At 37.6% G+C, this 24,481-nt stretch carries 18 protein-coding genes and 1 pseudogene; 10 read left to right on the top strand and 9 right to left on the bottom strand.

Going from position 1 to position 24,481, the window contains the following annotated elements; translation table 11 throughout:
* Nucleotides 1–106 precede the first annotated feature (106 nt).
* On the bottom strand, nt 107–2,269 hold the full coding sequence (locus J4771_RS10080; RefSeq protein WP_224134890.1) for an outer membrane beta-barrel protein: 2,163 nt from the start codon (nt 2,267–2,269) through the stop codon (nt 107–109).
* Nucleotides 2,270–2,399: 130 nt separating this feature from the next.
* Nucleotides 2,400–4,670, bottom strand: a complete 2,271-nt coding sequence (locus J4771_RS10075) for an aconitate hydratase (protein ID WP_224134889.1) — start codon at nt 4,668–4,670, stop codon at nt 2,400–2,402.
* A 102-nt stretch (nt 4,671–4,772) separates the two neighbouring features.
* Between J4771_RS10075 and J4771_RS13320 the strand changes: the two are divergent.
* A pseudogene (locus J4771_RS13320) lies at nt 4,773–5,030 on the top strand (DUF2752 domain-containing protein); the annotation flags it as partial.
* Nucleotides 5,031–5,074: 44 nt separating this feature from the next.
* Here the strand turns inward: J4771_RS13320 and J4771_RS13205 are convergent.
* Nucleotides 5,075–5,200 carry a hypothetical protein gene (locus J4771_RS13205; protein WP_262900164.1) on the bottom strand — a complete coding sequence of 42 codons (126 nt, stop codon included), beginning with the start codon at nt 5,198–5,200 and terminating at the stop codon, nt 5,075–5,077.
* 55 nt (nt 5,201–5,255) lie between these two features.
* Between J4771_RS13205 and J4771_RS10065 the strand changes: the two genes are divergently transcribed.
* The 8 genes from J4771_RS10065 (at nt 5,256) to J4771_RS10030 (ending at nt 14,478) form a co-directional block, all read left to right on the top strand.
* On the top strand, nt 5,256–5,999 hold the full coding sequence (locus tag J4771_RS10065; RefSeq protein ID WP_224134888.1) for a WG repeat-containing protein: 744 nt from the start codon (nt 5,256–5,258) through the stop codon (nt 5,997–5,999).
* Between the two features lie 206 nt (nt 6,000–6,205).
* A complete protein-coding gene (locus tag J4771_RS10060; RefSeq protein WP_224134887.1) occupies nt 6,206–8,305 on the top strand; it encodes a TonB-dependent receptor in 2,100 nt (699 codons plus the stop codon).
* 369 nt (nt 8,306–8,674) lie between these two features.
* On the top strand, nt 8,675–9,448 hold the full coding sequence (locus J4771_RS10055) for an HU domain-containing protein (RefSeq protein WP_224134886.1): 774 nt from the start codon (nt 8,675–8,677) through the stop codon (nt 9,446–9,448).
* Nucleotides 9,415–9,930 carry an acyl-CoA thioesterase gene (locus J4771_RS10050; protein WP_224134885.1) on the top strand — a complete coding sequence of 172 codons (516 nt, stop codon included), beginning with the start codon at nt 9,415–9,417 and terminating at the stop codon, nt 9,928–9,930. The genes J4771_RS10055 and J4771_RS10050 overlap by 34 nt, the downstream gene beginning before the upstream one ends.
* Nucleotides 9,931–10,001: 71 nt before the next feature.
* Nucleotides 10,002–10,958, top strand: a complete 957-nt coding sequence (locus J4771_RS10045; protein WP_224134884.1) for a 2-hydroxyacid dehydrogenase — start codon at nt 10,002–10,004, stop codon at nt 10,956–10,958.
* 80 nt (nt 10,959–11,038) lie between these two features.
* Nucleotides 11,039–12,310 carry a serine hydrolase domain-containing protein gene (locus J4771_RS10040; protein ID WP_224134883.1) on the top strand — a complete coding sequence of 424 codons (1,272 nt, stop codon included), beginning with the start codon at nt 11,039–11,041 and terminating at the stop codon, nt 12,308–12,310.
* Nucleotides 12,311–12,337: 27 nt separating this feature from the next.
* Entirely contained in the window at nt 12,338–14,023 is a 1,686-nt protein-coding gene (locus J4771_RS10035) for an Ig-like domain-containing domain (protein WP_224134882.1), read from the top strand.
* Complete coding sequence (locus J4771_RS10030; RefSeq protein ID WP_224134881.1) at nt 14,020–14,478, top strand: heme-binding domain-containing protein; 459 nt, start codon at nt 14,020–14,022, stop codon at nt 14,476–14,478. The genes J4771_RS10035 and J4771_RS10030 overlap by 4 nt, the downstream gene beginning before the upstream one ends.
* A gap of 7 nt (nt 14,479–14,485) precedes the next feature.
* On the opposite strand, the gene mutS is transcribed toward J4771_RS10030, so the two are convergent.
* Entirely contained in the window at nt 14,486–17,065 is a 2,580-nt protein-coding gene (gene mutS, locus J4771_RS10025) for a DNA mismatch repair protein MutS (protein ID WP_224134880.1), read from the bottom strand.
* Nucleotides 17,066–17,150: 85 nt separating this feature from the next.
* The gene (locus tag J4771_RS10020; protein WP_224134879.1) at nt 17,151–17,300 is read right to left on the bottom strand and encodes a hypothetical protein; all 150 of its coding nucleotides are present in this window, start codon (nt 17,298–17,300) and stop codon (nt 17,151–17,153) included.
* 79 nt (nt 17,301–17,379) lie between these two features.
* On the opposite strand from J4771_RS10020, the gene J4771_RS10015 reads away from it, so the two are divergent.
* The gene (locus J4771_RS10015) at nt 17,380–17,922 is read left to right on the top strand and encodes an RNA methyltransferase (protein WP_224134878.1); all 543 of its coding nucleotides are present in this window, start codon (nt 17,380–17,382) and stop codon (nt 17,920–17,922) included.
* A 131-nt stretch (nt 17,923–18,053) separates the two neighbouring features.
* Here J4771_RS10015 and J4771_RS10010 read toward each other — a convergent pair whose 3' ends face one another.
* The 4 genes from J4771_RS10010 to J4771_RS09995 form a co-directional block, all read right to left on the bottom strand.
* A complete protein-coding gene (locus tag J4771_RS10010; protein WP_224134877.1) occupies nt 18,054–19,457 on the bottom strand; it encodes an efflux transporter outer membrane subunit in 1,404 nt (467 codons plus the stop codon).
* An 80-nt stretch (nt 19,458–19,537) separates the two neighbouring features.
* Nucleotides 19,538–22,687 (bottom strand): efflux RND transporter permease subunit, encoded by a 3,150-nt coding sequence (locus tag J4771_RS10005; RefSeq protein WP_224134876.1) that lies wholly within the window; start codon nt 22,685–22,687, stop codon nt 19,538–19,540.
* Complete coding sequence (locus J4771_RS10000; protein WP_224134875.1) at nt 22,687–23,916, bottom strand: efflux RND transporter periplasmic adaptor subunit; 1,230 nt, start codon at nt 23,914–23,916, stop codon at nt 22,687–22,689. The genes J4771_RS10005 and J4771_RS10000 overlap by 1 nt, the downstream gene beginning before the upstream one ends.
* On the bottom strand, nt 23,913–24,362 hold the full coding sequence (locus J4771_RS09995) for a GbsR/MarR family transcriptional regulator (protein WP_224134874.1): 450 nt from the start codon (nt 24,360–24,362) through the stop codon (nt 23,913–23,915). The genes J4771_RS10000 and J4771_RS09995 overlap by 4 nt, the downstream gene beginning before the upstream one ends.
* Nucleotides 24,363–24,481: the final 119 nt, after the last annotated feature.

Raw genomic sequence — 24,481 nt, 5'->3', positions numbered from 1 at the left:
GTCTATTTGGTGTAAACTTATTTTAGGACGGGTCAATAAAATAAAAAGCCTTCCAAAACTGAAAGGCTTTTTTATTACTCATTTCTTATTGCTCATTTCTCATCAATTATTGTCCCTGATTCATCAATCCGCCATCTTCTTTTTTCTCCTGATTCAGCATGTTTGGAGCTTCTTTCGCCAATTTGTTCTTGGTTGGAATTTTATAGTTCACCGAAATCCCGAAACTTCTGCTGTCGGTTTTATTCGACATGATGACATAAGGAGTTTCTTTCACAGAACGGAAAGAGAATTTTTGACCGTTGAAAACATCATTCGCAAAAACAGAAACTTTAAGTCGGTCCTTCATGAATTTTTTGCTTAAAGTTAAATCTAAATTATTCCCGATTGGTTTCACTGCCTGAAAATAATAGTAATTTCCTCTCGGTGGAATAATGAAGTAATTTGCATTGAAAATCACGTCTTTAGGCAAAATTATTTGTGCATTTAAGTTCAACATCATGTAGCCTTTCGTCTTCATATCGGGAAGTTCGTGCTTCTGATAAGCAGCGTAAACATAAAGGAAATTAATTTTGTCGGGATTGAAATTGAATTTCATAATCTCCTTCAACGGTTTTGAAAAAATCATAAACGGAATTGGCAAACCGATGTTGAAATTATGGATTTTCATCTCCGAAATATTTTGTTGTCGGTTAGAGATGTAATCATTGGTTAAACCCGTGTTGGAATCCACGGCAGTTTCTCTGGTGACGATTTGCATCACCTGATTTTTCGCCACACTCACATTATAACCGATAAACGCATAATCGAAAGCGGAAAGTTTCACCTCGTAATTGTCGAAAATCGTCGGCTGAAGTTCAGGATTTCCCGTGGAAACCGAGTTCCCATTCTGATAAATCGTATTGTTCGGATTTAATGAAGAAATGCTTGGTAAATTGATTTTCTTGTTGTAATTCAAGGCAAGATAAACACGGTTCATGAAACTGTACTGAACACTCGCATTTGGGAAAAGTTTAAATTTCTTGAAAGGAATCAAATCTTTTTCCACCAAATTACCTGCTAAATCGTTACTTCTTGTTATGCCCGAAATATCGTAATCTTCCGCCCTTGTTCCCAAAGTGAAATCAAATTTTTTCAGTTTCGCCTGAAGTTCCAAATAAGTGGACGCGGTTTGTCTTTGGTAATCAAGATTGGTAATTCCACGACTTTGGGTGTCAAAATTTTGAAGTTCGTACAAACCGCCAATGGTGATTTTCCCTTCATCCAAAATCTTCATTGGCTGCGAATAATCCACTTTAAAAGTAGAAACATTCATATTGGAATTGTTTTCCAAAACGTTTTGGTTCAAAAGCCTGTTGTTTTGCGTAAAATCTGACTTCGCATTGCTAAAATTATATTTAAAGTCGAGCTTTTTCGCTTTGTCTGTAAATCTTTTCTGATAAGTGACAACGGCTTCATTTCTCAGGTTTAAAGTTTTGGCGTCATCTTCTGTTTGATAGGGCGTTCCGAAAAAATTTCCTGTACTGTAGGTGTAGTTATCGTTATTGTTGTGGTAAATATCGTAATTCAACAGCAATCGGTCCATTCCGATATCGAAAGTCATGGCTGCTTTTGCAAAATAACCGCGTCTTTGCCCATCTGAATTGGTAAGCGAAAGGTCGTCGATATTTCCACGCATCATTCCTTCGCGGTAATTTTGACCCACATTAAGTTGCCATCCAAAATATTTATTTTTAGCATTTAAACTTAAAGAATTATTGGTTCTGCTTCTCCATTTATCATAGTTCGTGAAACTGTAATTTCCTGAATAGGTTGCAGATAGATAATTTTTCGCCGTTTTAGAAGTGATGATATTCAAAATCGCGCCACCTGAAGTTGCAGGAAATTCTGCGCCTGGTTGTGTAATAATTTCAATTCTTTCCACCGCATTTGCAGGCATTCCGTCTAGAAAAGACTGCAATTCATTTGACGAAATATTCAGCGGGCGACCGTCCATATAAACCGCCAATAACTTTCCCTGATACATCATTCCCGCAATATCGGTCACTACTAAACCTGGAAGTTTTTTCACTCCTTCCATTAAAGTTCCCGAGTTCAAAGCCGGTTGTTCCGAAAAATCGAAAATGGTTCTGTCGGCTTTTTGTTCTACCGCTTTTTTGGTGGCGGTTATTGTTACGCCTTCGATTTGTTTTTCTTTTGTGGTTGCAGGTTTTTCCTGTGAAAAGGATTTTAAAGAATATAATAAAGTTAGGACTACAACGGTCTTTTTCATATATAAAATTTTGGGTGTTCAAAAGTAAACTTAATGATTGGTATTGAAAACATGAGTTTTGTTACTTTTTTGTACTAAAAAAACCACCCAATTTATTGAGTGGTTTCAAAGATTTCAAAAACCATTTTATTTAGTTCGCTTCCATCTGCTTAATCAAATTCAAAGCAGAACCCGCTTTAAACCAATCAATTTGCTGAGCATTGTAAGTGTGGTTTGCCATTACAATATCTTTAGTTCCGTCGTTGTGAACGAATTCCAAAGTCAATTGTTTTCCAGGTGCAAATTGGTCTAAGTCGAGGAAGTTTACCACATCATCCTCACGGATTTTGTCGTAGTCGGCTTTATCTGCGAAAGTCAAAGCAAGCATTCCCTGTTTTTTCAAATTCGTTTCGTGGATACGTGCGAAAGATTTTACCAAAACCGCTTTCACACCTAAATGTCTTGGTTCCATTGCGGCATGTTCTCTTGAAGAACCTTCACCGTAATTTTCGTCTCCAACAACGATTGACGGAACGTTAGCTGCTTTGTACGCTCTTGCAACTGCAGGAACTTCGCCGTATTCTCCAGTCAATAAATTTTTCACTTTATTGGTTTCCATGTTGTAAGCGTTTACTGCGCCAATCAACATGTTGTTTGAAATATTGTCGAGGTGACCTCTGTATTTCAACCAAGGTCCCGCCATAGAAATGTGGTCGGTTGTACATTTTCCGAAAGCTTTAATCAAAACAAAAGCTCCCGTAATGTTCAATCCGTCCCAAGCTGGGAATTCTTCTAAAAGCTGAAGTCTGTCAGAAGTTGGACTTACTACCACTTCCACTTTAGAACCATCTTCCGAAGGCGCTTGATAACCGTTGTCATCCACTGCGAAACCTTTTGCAGGAAGTTCAGAACCGGTTGGCTCGTTCAATTTCACTTGTTCGCCGGCTTCATTGGTTAAAGTATCTGTAATTGGGTTGAAATCTAATCTTCCTGAAATTGCAACTGCTGCAACCATTTCCGGCGATGCTACGAAAGCGTGGGTGTTTGGATTTCCGTCCGCTCTTTTTGCAAAGTTTCTGTTGAAAGAATGAATAATGGAGTTTTTCTCCCCTTTTTCAGAACCTTCTCTGTCCCATTGTCCGATACACGGTCCACAAGCGTTGGTAAAGATTCTTGCGTTTTCAAATTTTCTGAAAGAATCCAAGAAACCGTCTCTTTCCGCAGTGAATTTCACCTGTTCAGAACCTGGGTTGATTCCCAAAATTGCTTTTGGTTTTACTCCTTTTGCGAAAGCATCTTCAACGATGGAAGCTGCTCTCGATAAATCTTCGTACGAAGAGTTCGTACAAGAACCGATTAAAGCCCATTCTACGTCGATTGGCCATCCGTTCGCAACCGCTTTATCATGAAATTCTGAAACTGGGGTTGCCAAATCCGGTGTGAAAGGTCCGTTCAAATGTGGAGCTAACTCATCCAAATTGATTTCAATAACTTGATCGAAATATTGTTCTGGATTTGCGTAAACTTCGTCGTCTCCCGTCAAATGTTCTGCAATTTTATCAGCTGCATCTACCACATCTTGTCTTCCTGTTGCCGCCAAATATCTTCTCATGGAATCATCATAACCGAACGTTGAAGTGGTCGCTCCAATTTCTGCACCCATGTTACAGATTGTTCCTTTTCCTGTGGCAGAAAGTGATTTTGCACCTTCGCCGAAATATTCTACGATGCAACCAGTTCCTCCTTTTACGGTAAGAATTCCGGCAACTTTTAAGATAACATCTTTAGCAGAAGTCCATCCGTTCAGTTTTCCTGTTAATTTAACTCCGATTAATTTTGGCATTTTCAATTCCCACGCCATTCCTGCCATTACATCTACTGCATCTGCACCACCAACTCCGATAGCAACCATTCCTAAACCACCTGCATTTACGGTGTGAGAGTCGGTTCCAATCATCATTCCGCCCGGAAATGCATAATTTTCTAAAACCACTTGGTGAATAATTCCTGCTCCCGGTTTCCAAAAACCAATTCCGTATTTATCGCAAACCGAGCTCAAAAAATTGAAAACTTCAGAATTTTTGTTGATTCCTTCCTGCAAATCCGCTTCTGCACCAACTCTTGCCTGAATCAAGTGATCGGCGTGTGCGGTTGATGGAACGGCGACTTTGGATTTTCCGGCCTGCATAAACTGAAGAAGCGCCATTTGTGCGGTCGCATCCTGCATTGCAACTCTGTCCGGAGCGAAATCCACGTAGGAATTCCCTCTTTCATAAGCTTGTGTTGCGTTTCCTTCCCAAAGGTGCGTGTATAGAATTTTTTCTGCAAGTGTCAAAGGTTTTCCCACCACTTCTCTTGCTTTCGCAATGCGTTCAGGATAGCGTTCGTACACTTTTTTAATCATATCAATGTCAAAAGTCATATCGGTATGTTTTTAGTGAAAATATTTGAAGCCCAAAAATACGAAATTTTTCAGCATCGTACTGACTTAATTCATTTAGATTAAATATAAATTTAATGTGCGGTGTCTATATTTTTTCTAATTTTAAAAATTCGGAAAAAATTTAAAATAAAAATCAATCACAGATACTTGTCAATCTTTAAAAATAAACCCCGATTTTTTATCATTCTCTTAATTATAATTTTAGGGGCGGTTTATTCTGTTTTCGATCCGTTGAAAAGTTCTTATTTTCCTTCATGCCCTTTCAAATCGGTTACCGGATTAGATTGTCCCGGATGTGGCTCTCAAAGAGCGATTCATGAACTGTTGCATTTAAATTTTAGAAAAGCTTTCGAATACAATGCATTACTCGTTCTTTCAATTCCTTATCTTTTATTGTTGATGGTCTTTAATTTTGAAAGTGTGAAACAGAGGTTTCCAAAACTTGAAAGGATTCTTTTGGGCTGGAAATCAGTTTGGATTATAACAATCATTGTAATTGTGTTCTTCATTTTCAGAAATTTTTAAAACCTTATTTTTGGCTGAAATTTTGCAAAAGGAATTTTCATGAAGAAAGTTTTGATGTTATTTTTGTTGAGTTGTACGGTTTTGATTTCGGCGCAGAAAAAGTTTGTGAAGAAAAAAACGATCGTTAAAAAATCTTTTTCTCCAAAAACCAATCCTGATTTAATTAAAATCAATGATTCGATTCCTGCTTTAATACCACAAAAATTGGATGGAAAATTCGGCTTTATCAATCAAAAAGGAAAAGTGGTTATCAAACACGAATACAGTAACGTTGGTTTTTTCACCGAAGATTGCATGCTCTTAAATTCGCCCAACGAAAAAGTTCGAAAATTCGGTTCAAAAGATTATGCTTCTGCTCGTTTGTACGATGTTGATTTCCGAATTGATCAAAGTGGAAAAAGGGTATATAAATTCAAAAATGAAGATTTGGGGAAATGCAAACCTGAATTCAAAACACAACTTTTTCACGCTTATATTCTCATGAACAAGTACGGGATCATCGAAGATTCTAAATTTGAAAATCCCGGAGATTACCGTCAGTATACAATTTATCCTCAATACGATTATCTGCATATTTTAGAAGGTGACGATTTGAAAAACCCCATGATTATCGCATCATACCAAAATAAATTCGGAGTAATTGATGTTCACAACAAAGTCATTATTCCTTTTGAGTACAGCGATATCAAACGAAATTTCAGCTGGAAACTCGCCCGACTTTTCGAAGTGACCAAGGATGGTAAAAATTACTATTACATCGACATCAATAATAAAGGTTATTAATTAAAAATTTTGTATTTTTGCAACCAGAAATTAAAGGGGTGCCGTAAAACGCTGAGATTATACCCAATGAACCTGGAACAGGTAATGCTGTTTAGGGAAATACATAAGCAATGAGTAATAAGCAATCAGCAATATTACTTTTTACCAATTACTTATTGCGCATGATAATCGCCCCTTTTATTCAATTAATCTTAAAAATTAAAAGAATGAAAGGATTTATTTTTTTAGGACTTCTTAGTCCGGCTGTGTTTTATGCACAAATTCAGAAAGATTCCATCAAGGAATCACAAATTGAAGCCATCAACTTCACCCAACGGCTTCCTGTCGCCAAAGAAATCATCAATGTTCAAAAGGTTCTAGACCAAAAAAATCTCGGTCAGGATTTGCCGATTTTGCTGAAAAACCAAATGTCGGTGATCTCAACTTCTGATGCGGGAAATGGCGTTGGTTATACCGGTTTCCGAATTCGCGGAGTGGGAGGAAACGGAATTAATGTGATGATGAACGGTGTTCCGTACAACGATTCCGAAAGTCAGGGAACTTTTTTTGTGGATGTTCCGGATTTGACGAGTTCTGCGTCACAAATCGTGATTCAGCGTGGAGTTGGAACTTCTTCTAATGGTGTTTCCGCATTTGGAGCAAGTGTAAATGTAATTTCAAAAAATCCCGATGAAAAATTCTATCTAAAATCGGATAATTCTTACGGATCTTTCAACACCTATAAATATTCAGGAGAAATCGGAAGCGGAAAATTTTGGAAAAACCGACTGAGTTTAATGGGGCGGTACACGAAAATTCATTCCGATGGATATATCGACCGAGCTTTTTCGGATTTGGACTCTTATAATTTTACAGGTTTGTTTGAACAAAATAAAACCAAAATTCGTTTCATGGCTTTTGGAGGAAAGGAAAAAACCTATCAAGCGTGGAACGGAATTGATAAAGCGACTTGGGAAACCAATCCGAAATTTAATTATTCAGGAGCGATTTATGATTCGAATTGGGAAAATATTGTCGGATTTTATGATAACGAGACCGATAATTACAAGCAGAATCACTACCAATTATTGTGGGAGCAAAATTTCAACGAACATTGGAATTTGGAAACCACTTTCCATTACACCAAAGGAAAAGGTTATTATGAAAATTATAAGCAGGATGAGAAGTTTTCAAAATACAATTTACCCAATCAGGGAACAATTTCACGATCAGATTTTATCAGGAAGAAATGGCTGGATAATGATTTTTATGGCGCAGTTTCTACGTTATACGGTAAATTTGAAAACTTGGATTTGAATTTCGGAATCGTTGCCAATCAATATGATGGAAAACATTTTGGAAATGTAACCGGAGTTTATTTTCCTGAAATTAATGAATTTGAATATTATAGAAACCATTCTATTAAAAATGAAATGGCGGGTTTTGCAAAAGCGATTTTTAAATTAAATGATTTTGAGTTTTTTGGTGATTTACAGCTAAGAAACATTCATTACAACACCAAAATTTTACAGCAAGGCGACGGAGAAGGTGCAGATTTAGATAAAAAATGGTTATTCTTTAATCCAAAGTTTGGCTTGAATTATCGAATTTCACAAGGAAAATTATTCTTTTCTTACGCTCACGCACATCGTGAACCAAATCGCGACGACTTGTTTGCAAATCCGGAAACTCAACCTGAAAAACTCCATGATTTCGAAGCAGGAATTGAGAAAACATTTGATAACATCTCTTTCACCGCCAACTTATATTATATGAATTACGTGAGCCAGTTGGTTTTGAATGGTCAAATCAATAATATTGGTGAATTTATCAGAGTAAATTCCGGTAAAAGTTACAGAACGGGAATCGAGTTAGGAACTTTAGCAAAATTATCAGACAAATGGAATGTTTCGGGAAATTTGACTTTAAGTAAAAATGAAAATATCGATTTTAAAAATGAAAATTCATCAGGAATTGAAAATCTAGGTAATACTCCTATTTCTTTTTCTCCAGAAATCATTGGAAATGTTTTGTTGAATTTCACCCCAACTAAAAATTTTAGTCTCGGAATTCAAAATCAATACATTGGAAGTCAATTTTTAGACAACACGAAAAATGAAAGTCTGAAACTTCCCGATTATTTTCTCACCGATTTAAGTGCAAAATATACTTTAGGTCTAAAAAGAACAGAAGTAGATTTCAAATTTTTATTCAACAATATTTTCAACAAAAAGTATGTGAACAATGGTTATGTTTACGAAGGTCCTATTTATTTTTCCCAGGCAGGAATAAATTTTATGTTTGGAATGGGACTACAGTTTAGATAATATTCAAAACATAACGATTTTTATTGGTTTATTGAAAACAAATTTCGGTAAACCTTTTTTATAATGTAATTTTGCAAACTCAAAAATTAAAAAACATTGTTTTTACACTTCAGCAAAAGGAAACACCTCTCTTTCACTATACGAAATGAGCGGAAAATTAATAAAAACACTGAACACAAAAGCAGACGGAAGCGCCATTGATTTAAACTTTGTAAAAATGGTCTGTACGTCGTAAAAATCACAAACGGTTCTGAAAATGAAGTGGTGAAATTTGCAAAATAATTTGCATTCAGAAATTTAGGGAAGACTGCTTTTAGCGGTCTTTTTTATTTTGATTAAGTCGGTCAAAAAACATAAATTTGCCACAATATGAATTTTTCTTCTGTCATTCTCGATTCTTTGCAAAAAAACGGACCAACTTCCGTTTCGGGATTTGGGACATTTTACCTGAAAAATACGAATGCAGTTGTTGATCAAGACACAAAAAACATTTTACCGCCCGGAAACGAAATCGCTTTTAACGCTGATTTTAAGGGAAATGCCATAAGATTAGCAAATTTCATCTCCAAAGAAAAAAACATTCCTTTAATCGATGCCGAAATTGAAGTTAGAAAGTTAGTCAATTATTGGAACGGAACTTTGGATAAAGAGAAAGAACTCATTGTAGAAAACCTTGGAACATTTTCTTTGGATGACAGCAAGGTTCATTTTTCAGGATTAAGGACGGAAAACCTTTCACCCGATTTTTATGGGTTGGAACAGATTAATATTTCTGAAATCAAAAAACCAAGAATTTATTCAAAGCAAAAATCTAAAGAAAATTCTTATCAATTCAATAACTCAATTTGGTGGGTTTTGCCGATCATCCTTGGAATTGGAGCCATTACTTATTTTGGTATAACACAACCTGAATATATTTTCGGAAAGAAATCTTTCAATAATAAACTTCCTGACGAAAAACCATTTCAGAAAGTGGTGAAAGACAGTTTGAAAGTGGATTCCACCAACATAAAGGAAGATTCCATTCGAACAGATTCCATAGAAGGCGTTGCAATTACTCCGAAAACTTCGGCAAAAAAATGGAGCTCCAAAAATTATTCAAAATCTAAATGGAAAAAATCAAAAAAGCGTCAGAATCGTTAACCGTGATGACCAATATCGTTCTTCCGAACGAAACCAATTCGTTAAGAAACCTTTTCGGCGGCGAACTCTTGGCGAAAATGGACCGTTGCGCGTCAATTTCGGCGGCGAGACATTGTGAAAGACGCGTAGTAACCGCTTCTGTAAATCACGTTTCCTTCAATTACCCTATTCCAGAAGGTGGAATCGTGGTTTTGGAATCCAAAGTTTCACGTGCATTTTCAACTTCAATGGAAATTTATGTGGATGTTTGGTTGGATGACCCGATCAATCAGAAAAAAATTCACACCAACGAAGGAATTTATACTTTCGTTGCGGTAGATGAATTCAACAGACCAATCCCAATTCCGCAAATGGAACCTGAAACAGATTTGGAAAAAGAAAGATTTGCAGCAGCTTTAAGGAGAAAAGAGCTTTCCCTAATCCTATCTGGAAGAATGAAAGCAGCAGATTCTGTGGAACTGAAAAAACTTTTTCAACAATAGATTCGAGATACGAGATTCGGGTTTCGAGTTAAACACGCATCTCGCAACTCGCATCACACAACTCGTATCAAATGAAAATCCTGCTTTTAGATAAAAACCATCCCTTAATCACAGAACAGCTTTCTGCGAAAGGATTTGTGTTTGAGGAAGATTTCACATCTTCTTATGATGAGGTTTTAAAGAAGATTTCAAATTATGACGGAATCATAATCAGAAGCAGAATTCCTGTTGACAAAAATTTTCTGGAGCATGCAAAAAATCTGAAATTCATCGCAAGAGTTGGTGCAGGAATGGAAAACATCGACGTGGAATTTGCGAAAAGTTTAGGCATAAAACTCATCAGTTCTCCTGAAGGAAACAGAGATTCTGTCGCGGAACATGTTGTAGGAATGCTTTTAATTTTAACGAACCGATTGTTCATCGCTTCCAATGAAGTGAAAAACGGAATTTGGAAACGCGAGGAAAACCGCGGCGACGAGCTTCTTGGCAAAACTTTTGGCATCATCGGTTACGGAAACATGGGAAAAGCGGTTGCAAAAAGACTTTCAGGTTTTGGAGTGAAGGTGATTTTTCATGATATTCTACCCAATCTTTCTGATGAATACGGAACTCAAGTTTCTTTGGAAACAATTAAAAATGAAGCCGATATTTTGAGTCTTCACCTTCCAATTACACCTGAAACCCATTATATAATTGATGAAAAATTCATTTCAGAAATGAAAAAGGATTTTTATTTTGTCAATACGGCAAGAGGAAAAAACGTAAAAACCAAAGATTTAGTTGAAGCCATTCAATCAGGAAAAATAAAAGGAGCCGCACTCGACGTTTTGGAATACGAGAAATCTTCTTTTGAAAATTTAGACACTTCCACTTCGCTCAGTGCAAGTGAAAACGAAGATTTAAAATTTCTCCTCAGTTCGGAAAAAGTCATTGTAACTCCACATATCGCAGGTTGGACGATTCAAAGCAAAGAAAAATTGGCGCAGGTAATTGTGGACAAGATTTTGATGGAATTTTCGATTTCTTAACAAATCTTTATGATTTCAGTTCTAAAAAACTTTCTGAAAAACCATTAACTTGCGGGGATTTTTGATTCCAAAATTTTCAGATGAAGTTTATCCAAAACATTCTCATTCTACTTTTTTTAAGTTTTGCAGTTTTATCGTGTAAAAAAGACAACCCAAACAATCCCGAAAACATAAAAACCGATTTACCCAATTATGGCAACATCGATTTGGACGATATTTTCCAGCGAAAAGACAACCGTTTAGAAAATAAAGACTCCATTGTTTCGGTTATCAAAAACTATTACGAAAATGTTTGGGAAAAAGGTGATTTGTGGGGCGGATTTTTAGTGGCAAAAGGCGACAAAATTCTCTATGAAGGTTATCGCGGATTTGCACAGGACAATAATCAGGAACCCATTACAGAAGATGTTCCGCTTCATGTGGCGTCGGTTTCTAAAACACTTACTGCAATGGCGATGCTGAAATTGGTTGAAGGCGGTTTGGCGAAACTCGACGATCCCGTTACCAAGTTTTTTCCAAATTTTCCCTATCCGAAAGTGACGATTTTCACGCTGTTAAGTCAAAGAAGCGGACTGCCTAAATACGAATATTTTATCGAGAAAATTCAGCCGCAACCAGCAGAACTTTCCAAAAAATTCCTTACCAATCAGGATATTTTAAATATGTTGATTCGCTATAAACCTGATCTTTCGCGGGATACCGACACGGGTTTCATGTACTGCAACACGAATTATGCGCTTTTAGCATTAATCATCGAGAAAATTTCAAAAATTCCTTTTCCAGAAGCGATGCAGCAAATTGTTTTCCGCCCTTTAAAAATGAAAAACACCTACATTTTTCAGGTAAAAGATACTGCAACTGCCGCAAAATCTTTTTATCAGCGCGGCCCGAAACTTTATCCTTATGACCGATTAGACGAGATTTATGGCGACAAAAATGTTTACACAACGCCAAGAGATTTGCTGAATTTTTCCAAAGCCATGTTCGCCAAAAATTTTCTGCAGCATGACTTGTATCAAAAGATTTTCGAACCGTACAGCAACGAAAAACCGGGAATCAATAATTACGGTCTTGGTTTTAGGATGAAAATTTTCGACAATAACGAAAAACTCACCTATCATAACGGATGGTGGCACGGAACGAATTCTGTTTTCGGACATTTGCTGAAATCCAATGTCACGATTATCGCCATTGGAAATAAATATTCGCGTAGGATTTATTCGGCTTTGGCGCTTTCGGGGCTTTTTGAAAATTTCCCTTACGAAACAGAAAAATTCAATAAGGAAATGAATCAAACCGATAGCTTGAAAACTTCCACAGGAAAAGATTCCGTGGATTCTTACAGCGAATAATTTCTTACTTTTGTTCAAAATTTTTCAATGAAGAAAATTGTTTTTCTTTTTATTCTCAACCTCATTTTGTTTTCCTGCGCAAGAGTTGGTTCGCCTGTTGGTGGTGATAAAGATACGATTGCACCGCAAGTTGTGGGAAGCAATATCGACACGTCAAGAGTGAATGTTCCCCGAAATATTGGCGAACTTCGCATTGATTTTGATGAATATATTACGTTGAAAGAAATCAATAAAAACCTCATTATTTCGCCGCCCATCAAAAAAATGAAGAAAATTCTTCCCTCGGGAATGGCCAATAAATATTTGTTGATTAAATGGGATGATACGCTTCAAGCCAACACAACATACAGTTTTAATTTTGGAAATGCGATTGTGGATAATAACGAAGGAAACGCCCTTAAATATTACAATTTCGCTTTTTCCACAGGAGATAAAATTGACGATTTGTACATCAGCGGAGAAGTAAAATCTTTGATTGCGAATAAAGAAACCAAAACCGAGGAAAAAAATTTGGTAGTCGGACTTTATCAGGTAAAAGACACGATGAATTACCGCCAAAAACCTTACTACATCACCAAAGCCGATCCAGACGGATATTTTGAACTGAATTATTTGTCGCCCGGAAAATACAGAATCCTCGCTTTTGAAGACACCAATGCCAATTCCGTTTTCGATGCAGGAAAAGAAAATGTGGGATTTTTGAAAGATGAAATCATGCTTGACCAAAGTATTTCGGGGTTAAAAATCAATCTTTATCCTTCGAAGAAAACATTGAAATATGTAGAAATGAAGGAAAATCCGGGTGGAATTCTGATGACTTTTGAAGGAAATCCCGAAATGGTAAAAGTACTTTCCCTGACCGAGAAATTGCAGGATTACAAAGTCACTCACACTGCAAAATCAGATTCCGTGAATATTTGGTTTGATGCAAAAAAACAGAACATCGGAATTGCACAAAGTGAAAACCTCAAATTCAGTTATGACAACGGTGCAAAAAAAGATACGGTTTCGATTTTTTATCGTTACAACACGAAAAACGAGATGACGGTTTCCAACTCAAAAGGAAGTTTACTGCCGCCAAATCAAGGTTTCGCGATTACGTCAAACTATTTCATCGATAAGATTCAACCTGAAAAATGGACTTTAGTTTCAGACAGCATCAAACAGGATTTCACCGCAAAAATTTCTGAAAGCAATCCTTATGAAATTCAGGTAAAATCAGCTTTTAAGGAAGGAAAAAAATATTCTTTGACTGTTCCTAAAGAAACCGTTTCTTCTTTTTATGAATCGATTCAAAAATCATATCGTTTTGATTTTGAGGGAGATAAAACAGAAAATTACGGGAGCCTTACCATTACAATTGAAAATCCACCCACTCACATTTTTTGGCTTCAAATGTTGAACGAAAGTGGCGATGTGATTTATTCAAAATATGGAAAAGAAAGCCAAATCACTTTGAATTCTCTGAAACCGGGAAAATATCTGTTGCGAATTTTAGTCGATAATAACGAGAACGGAATTTGGGACACTGCAGATTTTGCCAATGGCGAGTTTGCGGAAGATGTCTACATTTTGGACAAGAAAATCGATATCCGTCCGTTGTGGGAAATTCGGGAAACCTGGAATCTCGCAGCAAAAACGCCAATACCTTCTTCAACAGAGCCCACAAAGATTTCTGATGTAAAAACTTCCGAACCTAAAAAATCCGAATGAAAACATTTTTGAATATCGTTTATTGGTTTCTGATTGTCATTGCCTTAATTCAGTTCATTCCTGTTGACCGAACCAATAAACCGGTTGACCATAAAGTGAATTTTGTACATGTTTTTCAGACGCCAAAAAATGTGCAGCAAATTTTGAAAAAAGCATGTTACGACTGTCATTCCAACGAAACGGTTTACCCAAATTACGCTTATGTCGCGCCAATTTCATGGTCGATTAAACATCATATCAATGAAGGAAGAGAACATTTTAATTTTTCGGAATGGGGAAATTTTAATCAGGATTTAAAGAAAAATATGTTGGAAAACGCGGCAAAATCGGTAAAAGATTATTCCATGCCGATGACGGCTTATCTTCCGCAACATCCGGAAGCGAATTTGACAAAAGCGGAAAGAGTTTTATTGGTGAATTATTTTGAAGGAATTCTGAAAACGGGAAAATACTAGCTGAAATCTACCTTCCAATCAACTTCTTAATCGAATTCAGTTTCATCAACGCTTCAATCGGAGTCAAAGTATTGATGTCGATTTTCGTCAATTCTTCACGGATATTTTCTAGAACAGGATCGTCTAGTTGAAAGAAAGAAAGTTGCAAATTTTCTTCCGTAATCGCCTTTGTTTTTTCTTTGGAGCCGCTTTGTGAACGGCTTTTTTCTAAAGTCTTTAAAACTTCATTCGCACGATTCACCACTTTTGAAGGCATTCCCGCCAATTTTGCGACGTGGATTCCGAAACTGTGTTCACTTCCGCCCTGTACGAGCTTTCTCATGAAAATAATATTTCCTTTATTTTCCTGAATGGAAACATGGAAATTTTTGATTCGTTCAAAATTTACGGTCATTTCATTGAGTTCGTGATAATGCGTTGCAAATAAAGTTTTGGCTTGTGTCGGATGTTGGTGAAGATATTCCGCAATCGCCCACGCGATGGAAACACCGTCGTAAGTGGACGTTCCACGACCAATTTCGTCCAAAAGAATCAAACTTCTTTCAGAAATATTGTTGAGGATATTGGCCGCTTCGTTCATTTCCACCATGAAAGTGGACTCGCCCGCGGAAATATTGTCGGTTGCTCCAACTCTTGTAAAAATTTTATCAAGAATACCAATTTCAGCATGTTTTGCGGGAACGAAACTTCCGATTTGCGCCATCAGACAAATAATGGCGGTTTGCCGAAGAATGGCTGATTTTCCCGCCATATTCGGACCTGTAACCATAATGATTTGCTGAGAATCTTTATCCAAAAATAAATCATTCGGAATATATTTTTCACCGAGAGGAAGTGCGTTTTCAATAATCGGATGCCGCGCTTCTTTTAGACTTATCTCAAAAGTATCGTTTAGAATGGGTCGCGTATAACTTTCAGAAACAGCAAGTTCCGACAATCCGACACCGCAATCGAGTTCTGCGATAATTTTAGAATTCTCCTGAATTTGGTCGATGTAAATCATCACATTTTCGCAAACTTTTCGGTACAGCTCGTGTTCGATTTTGGAGATTTTTTCTTCTGCACCGAGAATTTGTTCCTCGTATTCTTTCAGTTCTTCGGTGATGTATCTTTCGGCATTGACCAAGGTTTGCTTACGAATCCAATCGGCGGGAACTTTGTCTTTATGCGTGTTTCGCACTTCAATAAAATAGCCAAAAACGTTATTGAAATTAATTTTCAAACTCGAAATTCCTGTACGTTCGATTTCCCTTTCACACATTTCATCGAGGAAATTTTTGCCTTTGCTTTGAAGGTTTCTCAGTCGGTCGAGTTCATCGGAGATTCCGTTTTTGATAACGTTTCCTTTGGAAATATTCACGGGTAGTTCATCATTCAAATAATTTTCTAAATATTTGATGAGTTCCTCCAAATTATTCAAAGGTTGAAGCCAAGCCAAAACCTCATCAAACTGATGAAGCAAACTTTTAATTTTGTGAATGTTCATCAAACTTTGACGTAGATAACCGAGCTCTTTAGGTGAGATTTTTTCCGAAGCTAATTTCCCCATCAAACGGTCGAGGTCGGAAATGGATCTTAATAATTGTAAAATCTCATATTTCAGCGAATCTTCTTTGTTGAAAAACTCAATCAAACTCAATCTTCTGTTAATTTCACCCACAGATTTTAATGGGAGAATCAATCTTCTTCGCAACAATCTTCCACCCATTGGAGTTGAAGTTTTGTCGATAATATCGAGCAACGATTTTCCTTGCGGATTGCTTGGATAAACGATTTCTAAATTTCTTAAAGTGAATTGATCCATCATCAAATAATCGTCCTGAGGAATCAATTGAATTTTTGTAATATGCTGTAATAGAGCGTGATGCGTATCTTCAACCAAATAAGCAAAAATTGCTCCCGCCGAAATAATTCCCAACTTCATTTCCTCCACACCGAAACCTTTCAGTGAATTGGTTTTGAAATGATTGGTCAATTTTTCGTAAGCGTAATTGTATTGAAACGCCCAATCTTCAAGCTTGAAAGAATTTTTATTTTTAAGCTGCGATGGAAGTTCAGTCGTTCTTTGATAAATAATTTCGCTCGGATCAAAAGTAGAAACGAGGTGTAGTAATTTCTCTAAATTTCCTTCAGAAACCAAAAATTCTCCCGTGGAAATATCCACCAATGCCATTCCGAATTTCTCTTTCTCTTTATGAATGGAAAGCAGAAAATTATTTTTCTTAGAAGTTAAAACCTGTTCGTTGAACGTAACTCCGGGTGTCACCAATTCAGTCACGCCACGTTTTACGATACCTTTCACGGATTTCGGGTCTTCCAGTTGGTCGCAAATGGCGACACGAAGTCCGGCTCTCACCAATTTCGGCAAGTAAGAATCGATGGAATGATGCGGAAACCCCGCCAATTCGATATGTCCTTCACCGTTTGCTCTTTTGGTGAGTACAATTCCTAAAATTTGTGCGGTTTTAATGGCATCCGAACCAAAAGTTTCGTAGAAATCTCCCACCCGAAACAGCAAAAGCGCATCAGGATATTTCGCCTTGATGGCGTTGTACTGCATCATTAAAGGGGTTTCTTTTTTTGCCATTTTAGTTTTGGTTCAACTTGAATAAAAAAAATTTTGTCTTCGACAAAATTATCTGATCAATTTAACTTTGAAAAATTATTTTTAATTACTTCAATTTCTTATTGATTGTGATGCTTGATTTCTTGATTTTGGACACTTGGGATTTCATTTCCTCCAAGGTTTTGATAAGGTTTTCACCGCCAATTGGTCCATCTCTTCTAATAATATTTTGTAGTTCATCTTTTAATTTTTTCATTTAGGGCTCAATCTCATGACAAAAATACATAATTTTTAATCTAATGGGAAATGGTTAATTTTGTAGAAATTACTTTTAGATGTCATCCACCAAGAAACTGAAACTCGAAGAATTAGGCCGAATCGATGTAGAAACTTTTAAGCAAACAGAGAAAATTCCGTTGGTTGTGGTTTTGGACAATGTTCGAAGTATGCATAATGTGGGTGCTGTTTTCAGAACGGCGGATGCTTTTTTGGTAGAAAAGATTATTCTTTGTGGAATTACGCCACAGCCACCACATCGCGAAATCCATAAAGCAGCTTTGGGCGCGACTGAAAGTGTGGATTGGATTTACGAGAAAGATATTTCAACAGCACTCGAAAATTTAAAGAAAGAAAACTTCAAAATTTTAGGAATTGAACAGACCACCAATTCAGAGATCATCACTGATTTTGTCATTAAAAAAAATGAAAAATACGCCTTGGTTTTAGGAAACGAAGTGGATGGTTTGAGCGACGAAGCTCTTTCTCTTTATGATAACTTCCTCGAAATTCCACAGTTGGGAACCAAGCATTCACTGAATGTTTCGGTTTGTGGGGGAATTGTGATGTGGGAGTTTTTTAAGAGTTTGAAAACAATTTGATGTTGTTGGATTGAGTTTGAAATTGTTTGATGATGTTCTGTCGCAAAAAAACTTCTATTTTTGAACAATTGACTTCGTTAGTTTTCACGATTTGTCCTTAACATACAGTAGCTTAAACTCTCAAACCCCATTTATCTCCAACCTCCTCCTAAAGCTTGATACAGCTCCACTCCCGCTTTCATTTTCGCATATTCCGCATTGGAAATATTGAGTTCTGCGTTTAAAGAATTTACAGATGCATTCAAAACTTCCAGATAATTTGCCATTCCATAATTCACCAATTCTTGTGAAAACTCGACCGATTTTTGATAAGCGACCAATTCTTTTCTTTTCAAATTGATGAAAGCGTCTTGAGCATCATATACTTTTAACGCATCAGAAACTTCTTTTCCCGCATTCAAAAGTGTTTTACGGAAATTGAGATAGGCTTTTTCCTTGTTCGCCAAACTCACTTCATAGTTGGTTCGGATTTGCCTTTGGTTTAAAATCGGTTGAGTCAAACTTCCAACAAGCGTTGCAAACAGAGAATTTGCACTGAACAATTTATCGATATCCGAGCTTTGAATTCCGCCACTTCCACCAATTCTTAAACTTGGGTAAAATTGTGCTTTTGCTACATTCGTCAATTCAAAAGCGGACATTAAATTGTATTCGGATTGCATCACATCTGCTCTGTTTGAAAGGAGATTTGCAGAAAATCCAAGTTTGTAATTTGTAGGCATTTTCTGTTGGGCCAAAGTTGTTCTTTCAATATTTTGCGACGGAATTCCCATCAACAAACTCATCGTATTTTCCAAAAGTGCAATTTGCGTGTCGATATTGATTAGAAGAGATTCCGCATTGAAAACCAACGCTTCGCTTTGTTGAACGGCAACTTCAGTTAAAGTTCCGGCTTCTTTCAACGCTTTCGTGGTTTCAAGATTTTTCTTTCTTAAACTAATGGTTTCGTTGATGATTCTTTTCTGTTCATCGAAAGTCAACAACTGATAATAAGCCGAAGCAATTGCTGCAACCAAATCCGTCTTCACTGCTTTGTGAGCGGCTGTTGTTCCTAGATATTGAGCGTATTGGGATTTTTCCTGTGCCCTTAATTTTCCCCAAATGTCTGCTTCCCAAGAAATGTCGCCACTTACATCGAAAATATTGTTGTATCTTCTTTCACTTGCATTTCCAACATTTAAAGACGGTGTCTGCAAAGTGTAACCGGGACCAACCGCAATCGTTGGGAGATACGATGCTTTGCTTTGCTTTAAATAGGATTCTGCGGCAACGATATTCTGTAAAGCAATTCTGATATCGAGATTATTTTCCAGACCGTTTTGAATATGTTTTTGAAGAACATTGTCGGTGAAAATCTCACGCCACGAAACTGTAGCGATGCTTGTAGAATCTTGGGGAAGTTTATCGGTCCTGAAAAGATTTTCATTGACGGCTTCTTTTGGCCGCTCGTATTTTTCACGCGTCATACACGATGAAAGAACAAATAAAGCCATTAATGAAAATGCAAAATATTTGATGTTGAAATTATTTTTCATTGAAGTTTTTTTTGATTTTGGTAATTGATTAACCACCCCGTCTTCACCTTCGTTGAAGACACCCCTCCGAAGGAGGGAAATTATTCCGCCACATTGATATCTTTTTCCTTTATCGGTTTAATTTTTTCCTGCAGCCATTGGAAAATCACATACAAAACAGGAATGGCAATCAACCCAAAAAATGTTCCGATCAAAAGTCCCGCTGCAGCACCGGTTCCGATGGATTGGTTTCCAACTTTCCCAATTCCAGAAGCGAAAACTAATGGCACCATTCCGAAAATAAAGGCAAATGAGGTCATCAAAATAGGTCGCAATCTCGCTTTCGCCGCATTGATTGCAGACATTGCCAAAGTTTCGCCATGATGTCTTCTTTGAACCGCAAATTCTACAATCAAAATCGCGTTTTTCGCTAAAAGTCCAACCAACATGATTAATGCGATTTGGAAATAAATATTGTTTTCAAGCCCGGCAATTTTTTGTCCGAAATAAGCTCCTGCAACTCCCAGTGGCAATGAAATAATCACCGATAGCGGAAGTAAGAAACTTTCATACTGTGCCGCCAAAATGAAGTAAACGAACACCAAACTCAACACAAAAATAATTGCGGTTTGCGAGCCGGAGCTCAATTCTTCTTTAGACAATCCCGTAAATTCTACCACATAATCAGCCGGTAATTTATCTGCCGCAACTTCCTGAACTGCTTTAATCGCATCGCCTGTCGAGAATCCTGGATTGTTCGAGCCAGAAATCGAAATCGATGTAAATAGGTTATACCTTTCCACGGATTTTGGACCGAATGTTTTTTCCATCGTAATGAACTGCGAAATCGGCGTCATTTGTCCGGAAGCAGTTTTCACGAAAATTCCGTCCAAATCAGAAGGTTGTCTTCTCGCATCCGGAAACGCTTGAACCATCACCCGAAACTGTTTTCCATATTTGGTGAAATCTGCTGCGTAAACTCCACCCACATAACCCTGCATTGTTGCAAGAATATCCGTAATCGAAACACCGACATCTTTTGCACGCGGAACATCAATTACCATTTCGTACTGTGGATAATTGGTATTAAATGACGTGTTGGCAAACTGAATTTCAGGTCTTTCCATCAAAGCGCCGAGATAATTTTTAGCAACATTGTCCAATTCTCGTAAATTCCCGCCTGACTTATCCAACAAAACCGCGGAAAAACCATCACTTGAACCAAATCCGGGAACACTTGGAGGCGAAAAGAACACGATTTTTGCATCCGGATATTTCGAGGCGACACCAAATAATTTTTTGGTAATGGTTTCCACGGAAAGCTCCTCGTCATGCGCTCTTTCGTCAAAAGGTTTCAACCGTACAAATGCCTGTCCCGTGTTGGAACCACTTCCCGACATAAACGCACGACTCGCCGTGAAAGTCACGTTCGCAACTCCCGGAATTTTTCTGGCATCTTCCTGCAAATTTTTCAAAACATTGTACGTTCTTTCCATCGACGCACCCGGAGGAAGCGAAACGTCGGTAAAGATAATCCCACGGTCTTCTTTTGGGATAAATCCTTTCGGCATCGTGGAATTCGACCACCAGAAAAATAATCCGCCCAATGCGAAAATGATTAAGGTCGCCCATTTATGCCTTAAAAGGAAAACAAAAGACCTTCCGTAACGGTTGGTTACTGTTCTAAATGCGACATTGAATTTATAGAAAAATTTTTGCAGAAAATTCAATTTCGAATATTCTTCGTGATGCGCTGGATTCGGCTTTAAAAATAAGGAACATAAAACTGGACTTAAAGTCAACGCATTCACCGCAGAAATTAAAATCGCCACAATTAAAGTAATTCCAAACTGTTGGTAAAAAACCCCAGTTGGACCCGTAATAAAAGTTACCGGAATGAAAACCGCCGCCATCACCAAAGTAATCGAAATAATTGCTCCCGTAATTTCATCCATTGCGGAAACGGTGGCTTCTTTCACATTGGTATATCCATGTTCCAATTTTGCGTGAACTGCTTCTACGACGACGATTGCGTCATCCACTACAATTCCAATAGCTAGAACCAAAGCGAAAAGTGTCAATAAGTTTAAGGAATATCCAAATAAATTCAGGAAGAAAAACGAACCGATAATCGAAACCGGAACCGCAATCGCCGGAATCAACGTAGAACGGAAATCCTGAAGGAACAAATAAACCACCAAGAACACCAAAATAAAAGCTTCAATTAAAGTCGTAACTACTTTACTAATCGATGCTTCAAGGAAATCATTGGTGTCAAAGTTAATGGTGTATCCAACTCCTTTCGGTAAAGTTTTTGCGTTTTCTTCAAGGAATTTTTTAATGTCGTTGATAATATCTTGCGCATTGGAACCCGGAGTTTGAAAAATCCCCATACTGATTGCGGTTCGCCCATTATTTTCTCCGACTGAAGTATAATTTTGAGCGTCCAATTTGATTTCCGCAACATCTTTCAACCGAAGGAATTGTCCGTCTCCAAGGGATTTTAAGATGATGTCGCCGTAATCTTTTTCCTGGTTGAATTTTCCTTTATATGTAATGACGTATTCAAAAGCATTTCCGCTGTTTTGCCCAAGTTGTCCTGCAGCGGCTTCTCTGGATTGCTCGTTGATTGCCGCAGAAACGTCGCTGGGTTGCAATCCGTACGCAGCCATTTTTGCTGGGTCAATCCAAATCCGCATCGAATAGTTTTTTCCACCAAATGCTTGTGCTTCACCGACACCTCTTACTCTTTTCAGTTCGGGAATCACATTGATATTCAAATAGTTTTGAAGCCAAACTTCATTTAAGTTGGGATTTTCTGTATAAAAAGAAAGGAACATCAATGCACTCGTTCGCTGTTTTTGAACCGTGACTCCGGAACGCGTCACTTCTGCCGGTAAAAGCGGAACAGCACGCTGAACTTTGTTCTGAACTTCAACCGCGGCAATGTCTGGATTAATTCCCTGTTTAAAGAAAACCTGAATATTTGCCGAACCGTTATTACTCGCCGAAGAAGAAATATAATCCATTCCTTCCACACCGTTTACTTGTTCCTCGATTGGAATTACCACACTGTTCATCACGGTTTCGGCACTTGCACCGGTGTAATTCGCATTAATACTTACTGTTGGCGGAGCAATATCAGGATATTGCGTCACCGGAAGTGCTCGAAGTCCCAAAATCCCCAAAATCACAATCAGGATGGAAACTACGCTTGCAAAAACCGGTCTGTTTATGAAATGTTTTACCATTAGAAAATCGGTTTTATGGCGTTTACGATTTCGTCAAAATTGGCTGGTTTGGGTTTCACCGCTGAATTTGGTTTTAACTGTCCGACTCCTTGAGCGACAATTTTTTCCCCTTTCTTAATTCCATCCTTTATCACCACCAAATTATTTACACGGTCTGTAACGCCGATTAATACGTTCTTTGCAGTATCTTTTTCAACACGATAAACATAAACCAAACCTTGCTGTTCGAAAGTTGCGCTTTCGGGAACAACCAACGCTTGGTCATATAATTTTGGAACTTTGATAGTGCCGCTGTTTCCATTGCTCAATAATTTTGCTGCATTTGGAAATGAAACTCTGAATTGAATTGTTCCCGTCTTCTGGTCGATTTGTCCGGTAACGGCTTCAATCTTACCTTTTTCGGAATAGGTGCTTCCGTTTGCCAATTCCAATTCTACCATGGGCATATTTCTCAATTTTTCGGGAACTGTTGCTCCATATGAATCTTCAAGAAAGTTTAGATATTCCTTTTCGTTCATAGAAAAATAAGCAAAAACTCCGCTTGTATCCGAAAATGTTGTTAAAGGAGTGGCATCAGTCGGACCCACCAAACTTCCGACTTTTAAAGGAAGTTTTCCAATCACACCGGAAATCGGGGCACGAATGACGGAATAATCAATGTTTGCTTGAACGCCGCGATAATTTGCAGTAGCTTGAGAAACTCCCGCATTTGCTTGCAATTCCGCAGCTCTCGCTTGTGAAAGTTGCGCTTGAGCACGTGAAAGATTTGCTTTTGCAGTTTCTAATTGAACATTACTAATGATATTTTTTTGAACCAATGGAATTAATTTATTCACTTCAACTTGTGCAGCGTTTACTGCGGCTTGCGCGGCATTCACACTCGCTTTTGCGGCGGCAACTCCAGATTGAGCGGCACCGATTCCGGCTCTTGCAGCATCTGCGGATTGGCTTAATGTATTGGTTTCGAGGCGGAACAGCGGCTGCCCTTTTGATACATATTGTCCTTCATCTACCAAAACCTGAGTAATATATCCTTGGATTTTCGCACGAACGTCGTTATTGACACGACCTTGAATGGATGCCGGAAAACTTTGATAACCCGTTACATTTCGTTGTTCCACAGCAACCACGGGGACCTCTTTTGGTCCGTCTGGTTTTTTTTCTTCTTTTTTCTTGCACGAAACTGCGGAAAGCATCGCCAGTGAAAATATGATGATGGTATTTTTCATTGTTGAATTTTATTTAAAGTTTCCTGAATATTTTCGATGTTTTTATTTAAAAGTGTTTTATATAACTCGAATCTTTGGTTGATGTCTTTGTCTTTCGTCTGTCTGAAATCCATCAATTTTTCCAGGATTTTGATTTCGGCCCTCATCTTCTCCACGATTTCTTCAAATCGAATGACCATATAATTTTCGTTGATCACGAAGAATCTTTTGCGCTCGGTGATTTTCGTAAAATCTTTAATTAAGCCTGAAGTCAGAAGCAGATTAAGGTTGGAGGAAACAGAACTTTTGCTCGCATGTAAAATCTCCACAAAATGGTCAAAACAAACTCCCTTCTTCTCAAAGTCAAAAATCAAGTAAGCGTAAATTTTCGCAGCTAGTGGCGGCAAATGAAATGCTTCCCCATAAAACTTGGCCAAATCCTGAAAAATTTCTTTGTCGATTTCCATTTTTGTAAAAAATATATGCTGCAAATATATAAAACAGGTTCTGAACAAAACGAACCATATTTTAGTTTTAACTTTTTTTAATACTGTTCCCTGCTGTAAATTTGTCCTTATTTTCTACG

Origin of the sequence: Candidatus Kaistella beijingensis (assembly GCF_020084865.1) — a bacterium.
Lineage (GTDB): Bacteria > Bacteroidota > Bacteroidia > Flavobacteriales > Weeksellaceae > Kaistella > Kaistella beijingensis.
Note: the sequence above shows the minus strand (reverse complement) of the source record. Positions and strands in the feature narration are given on the sequence as shown.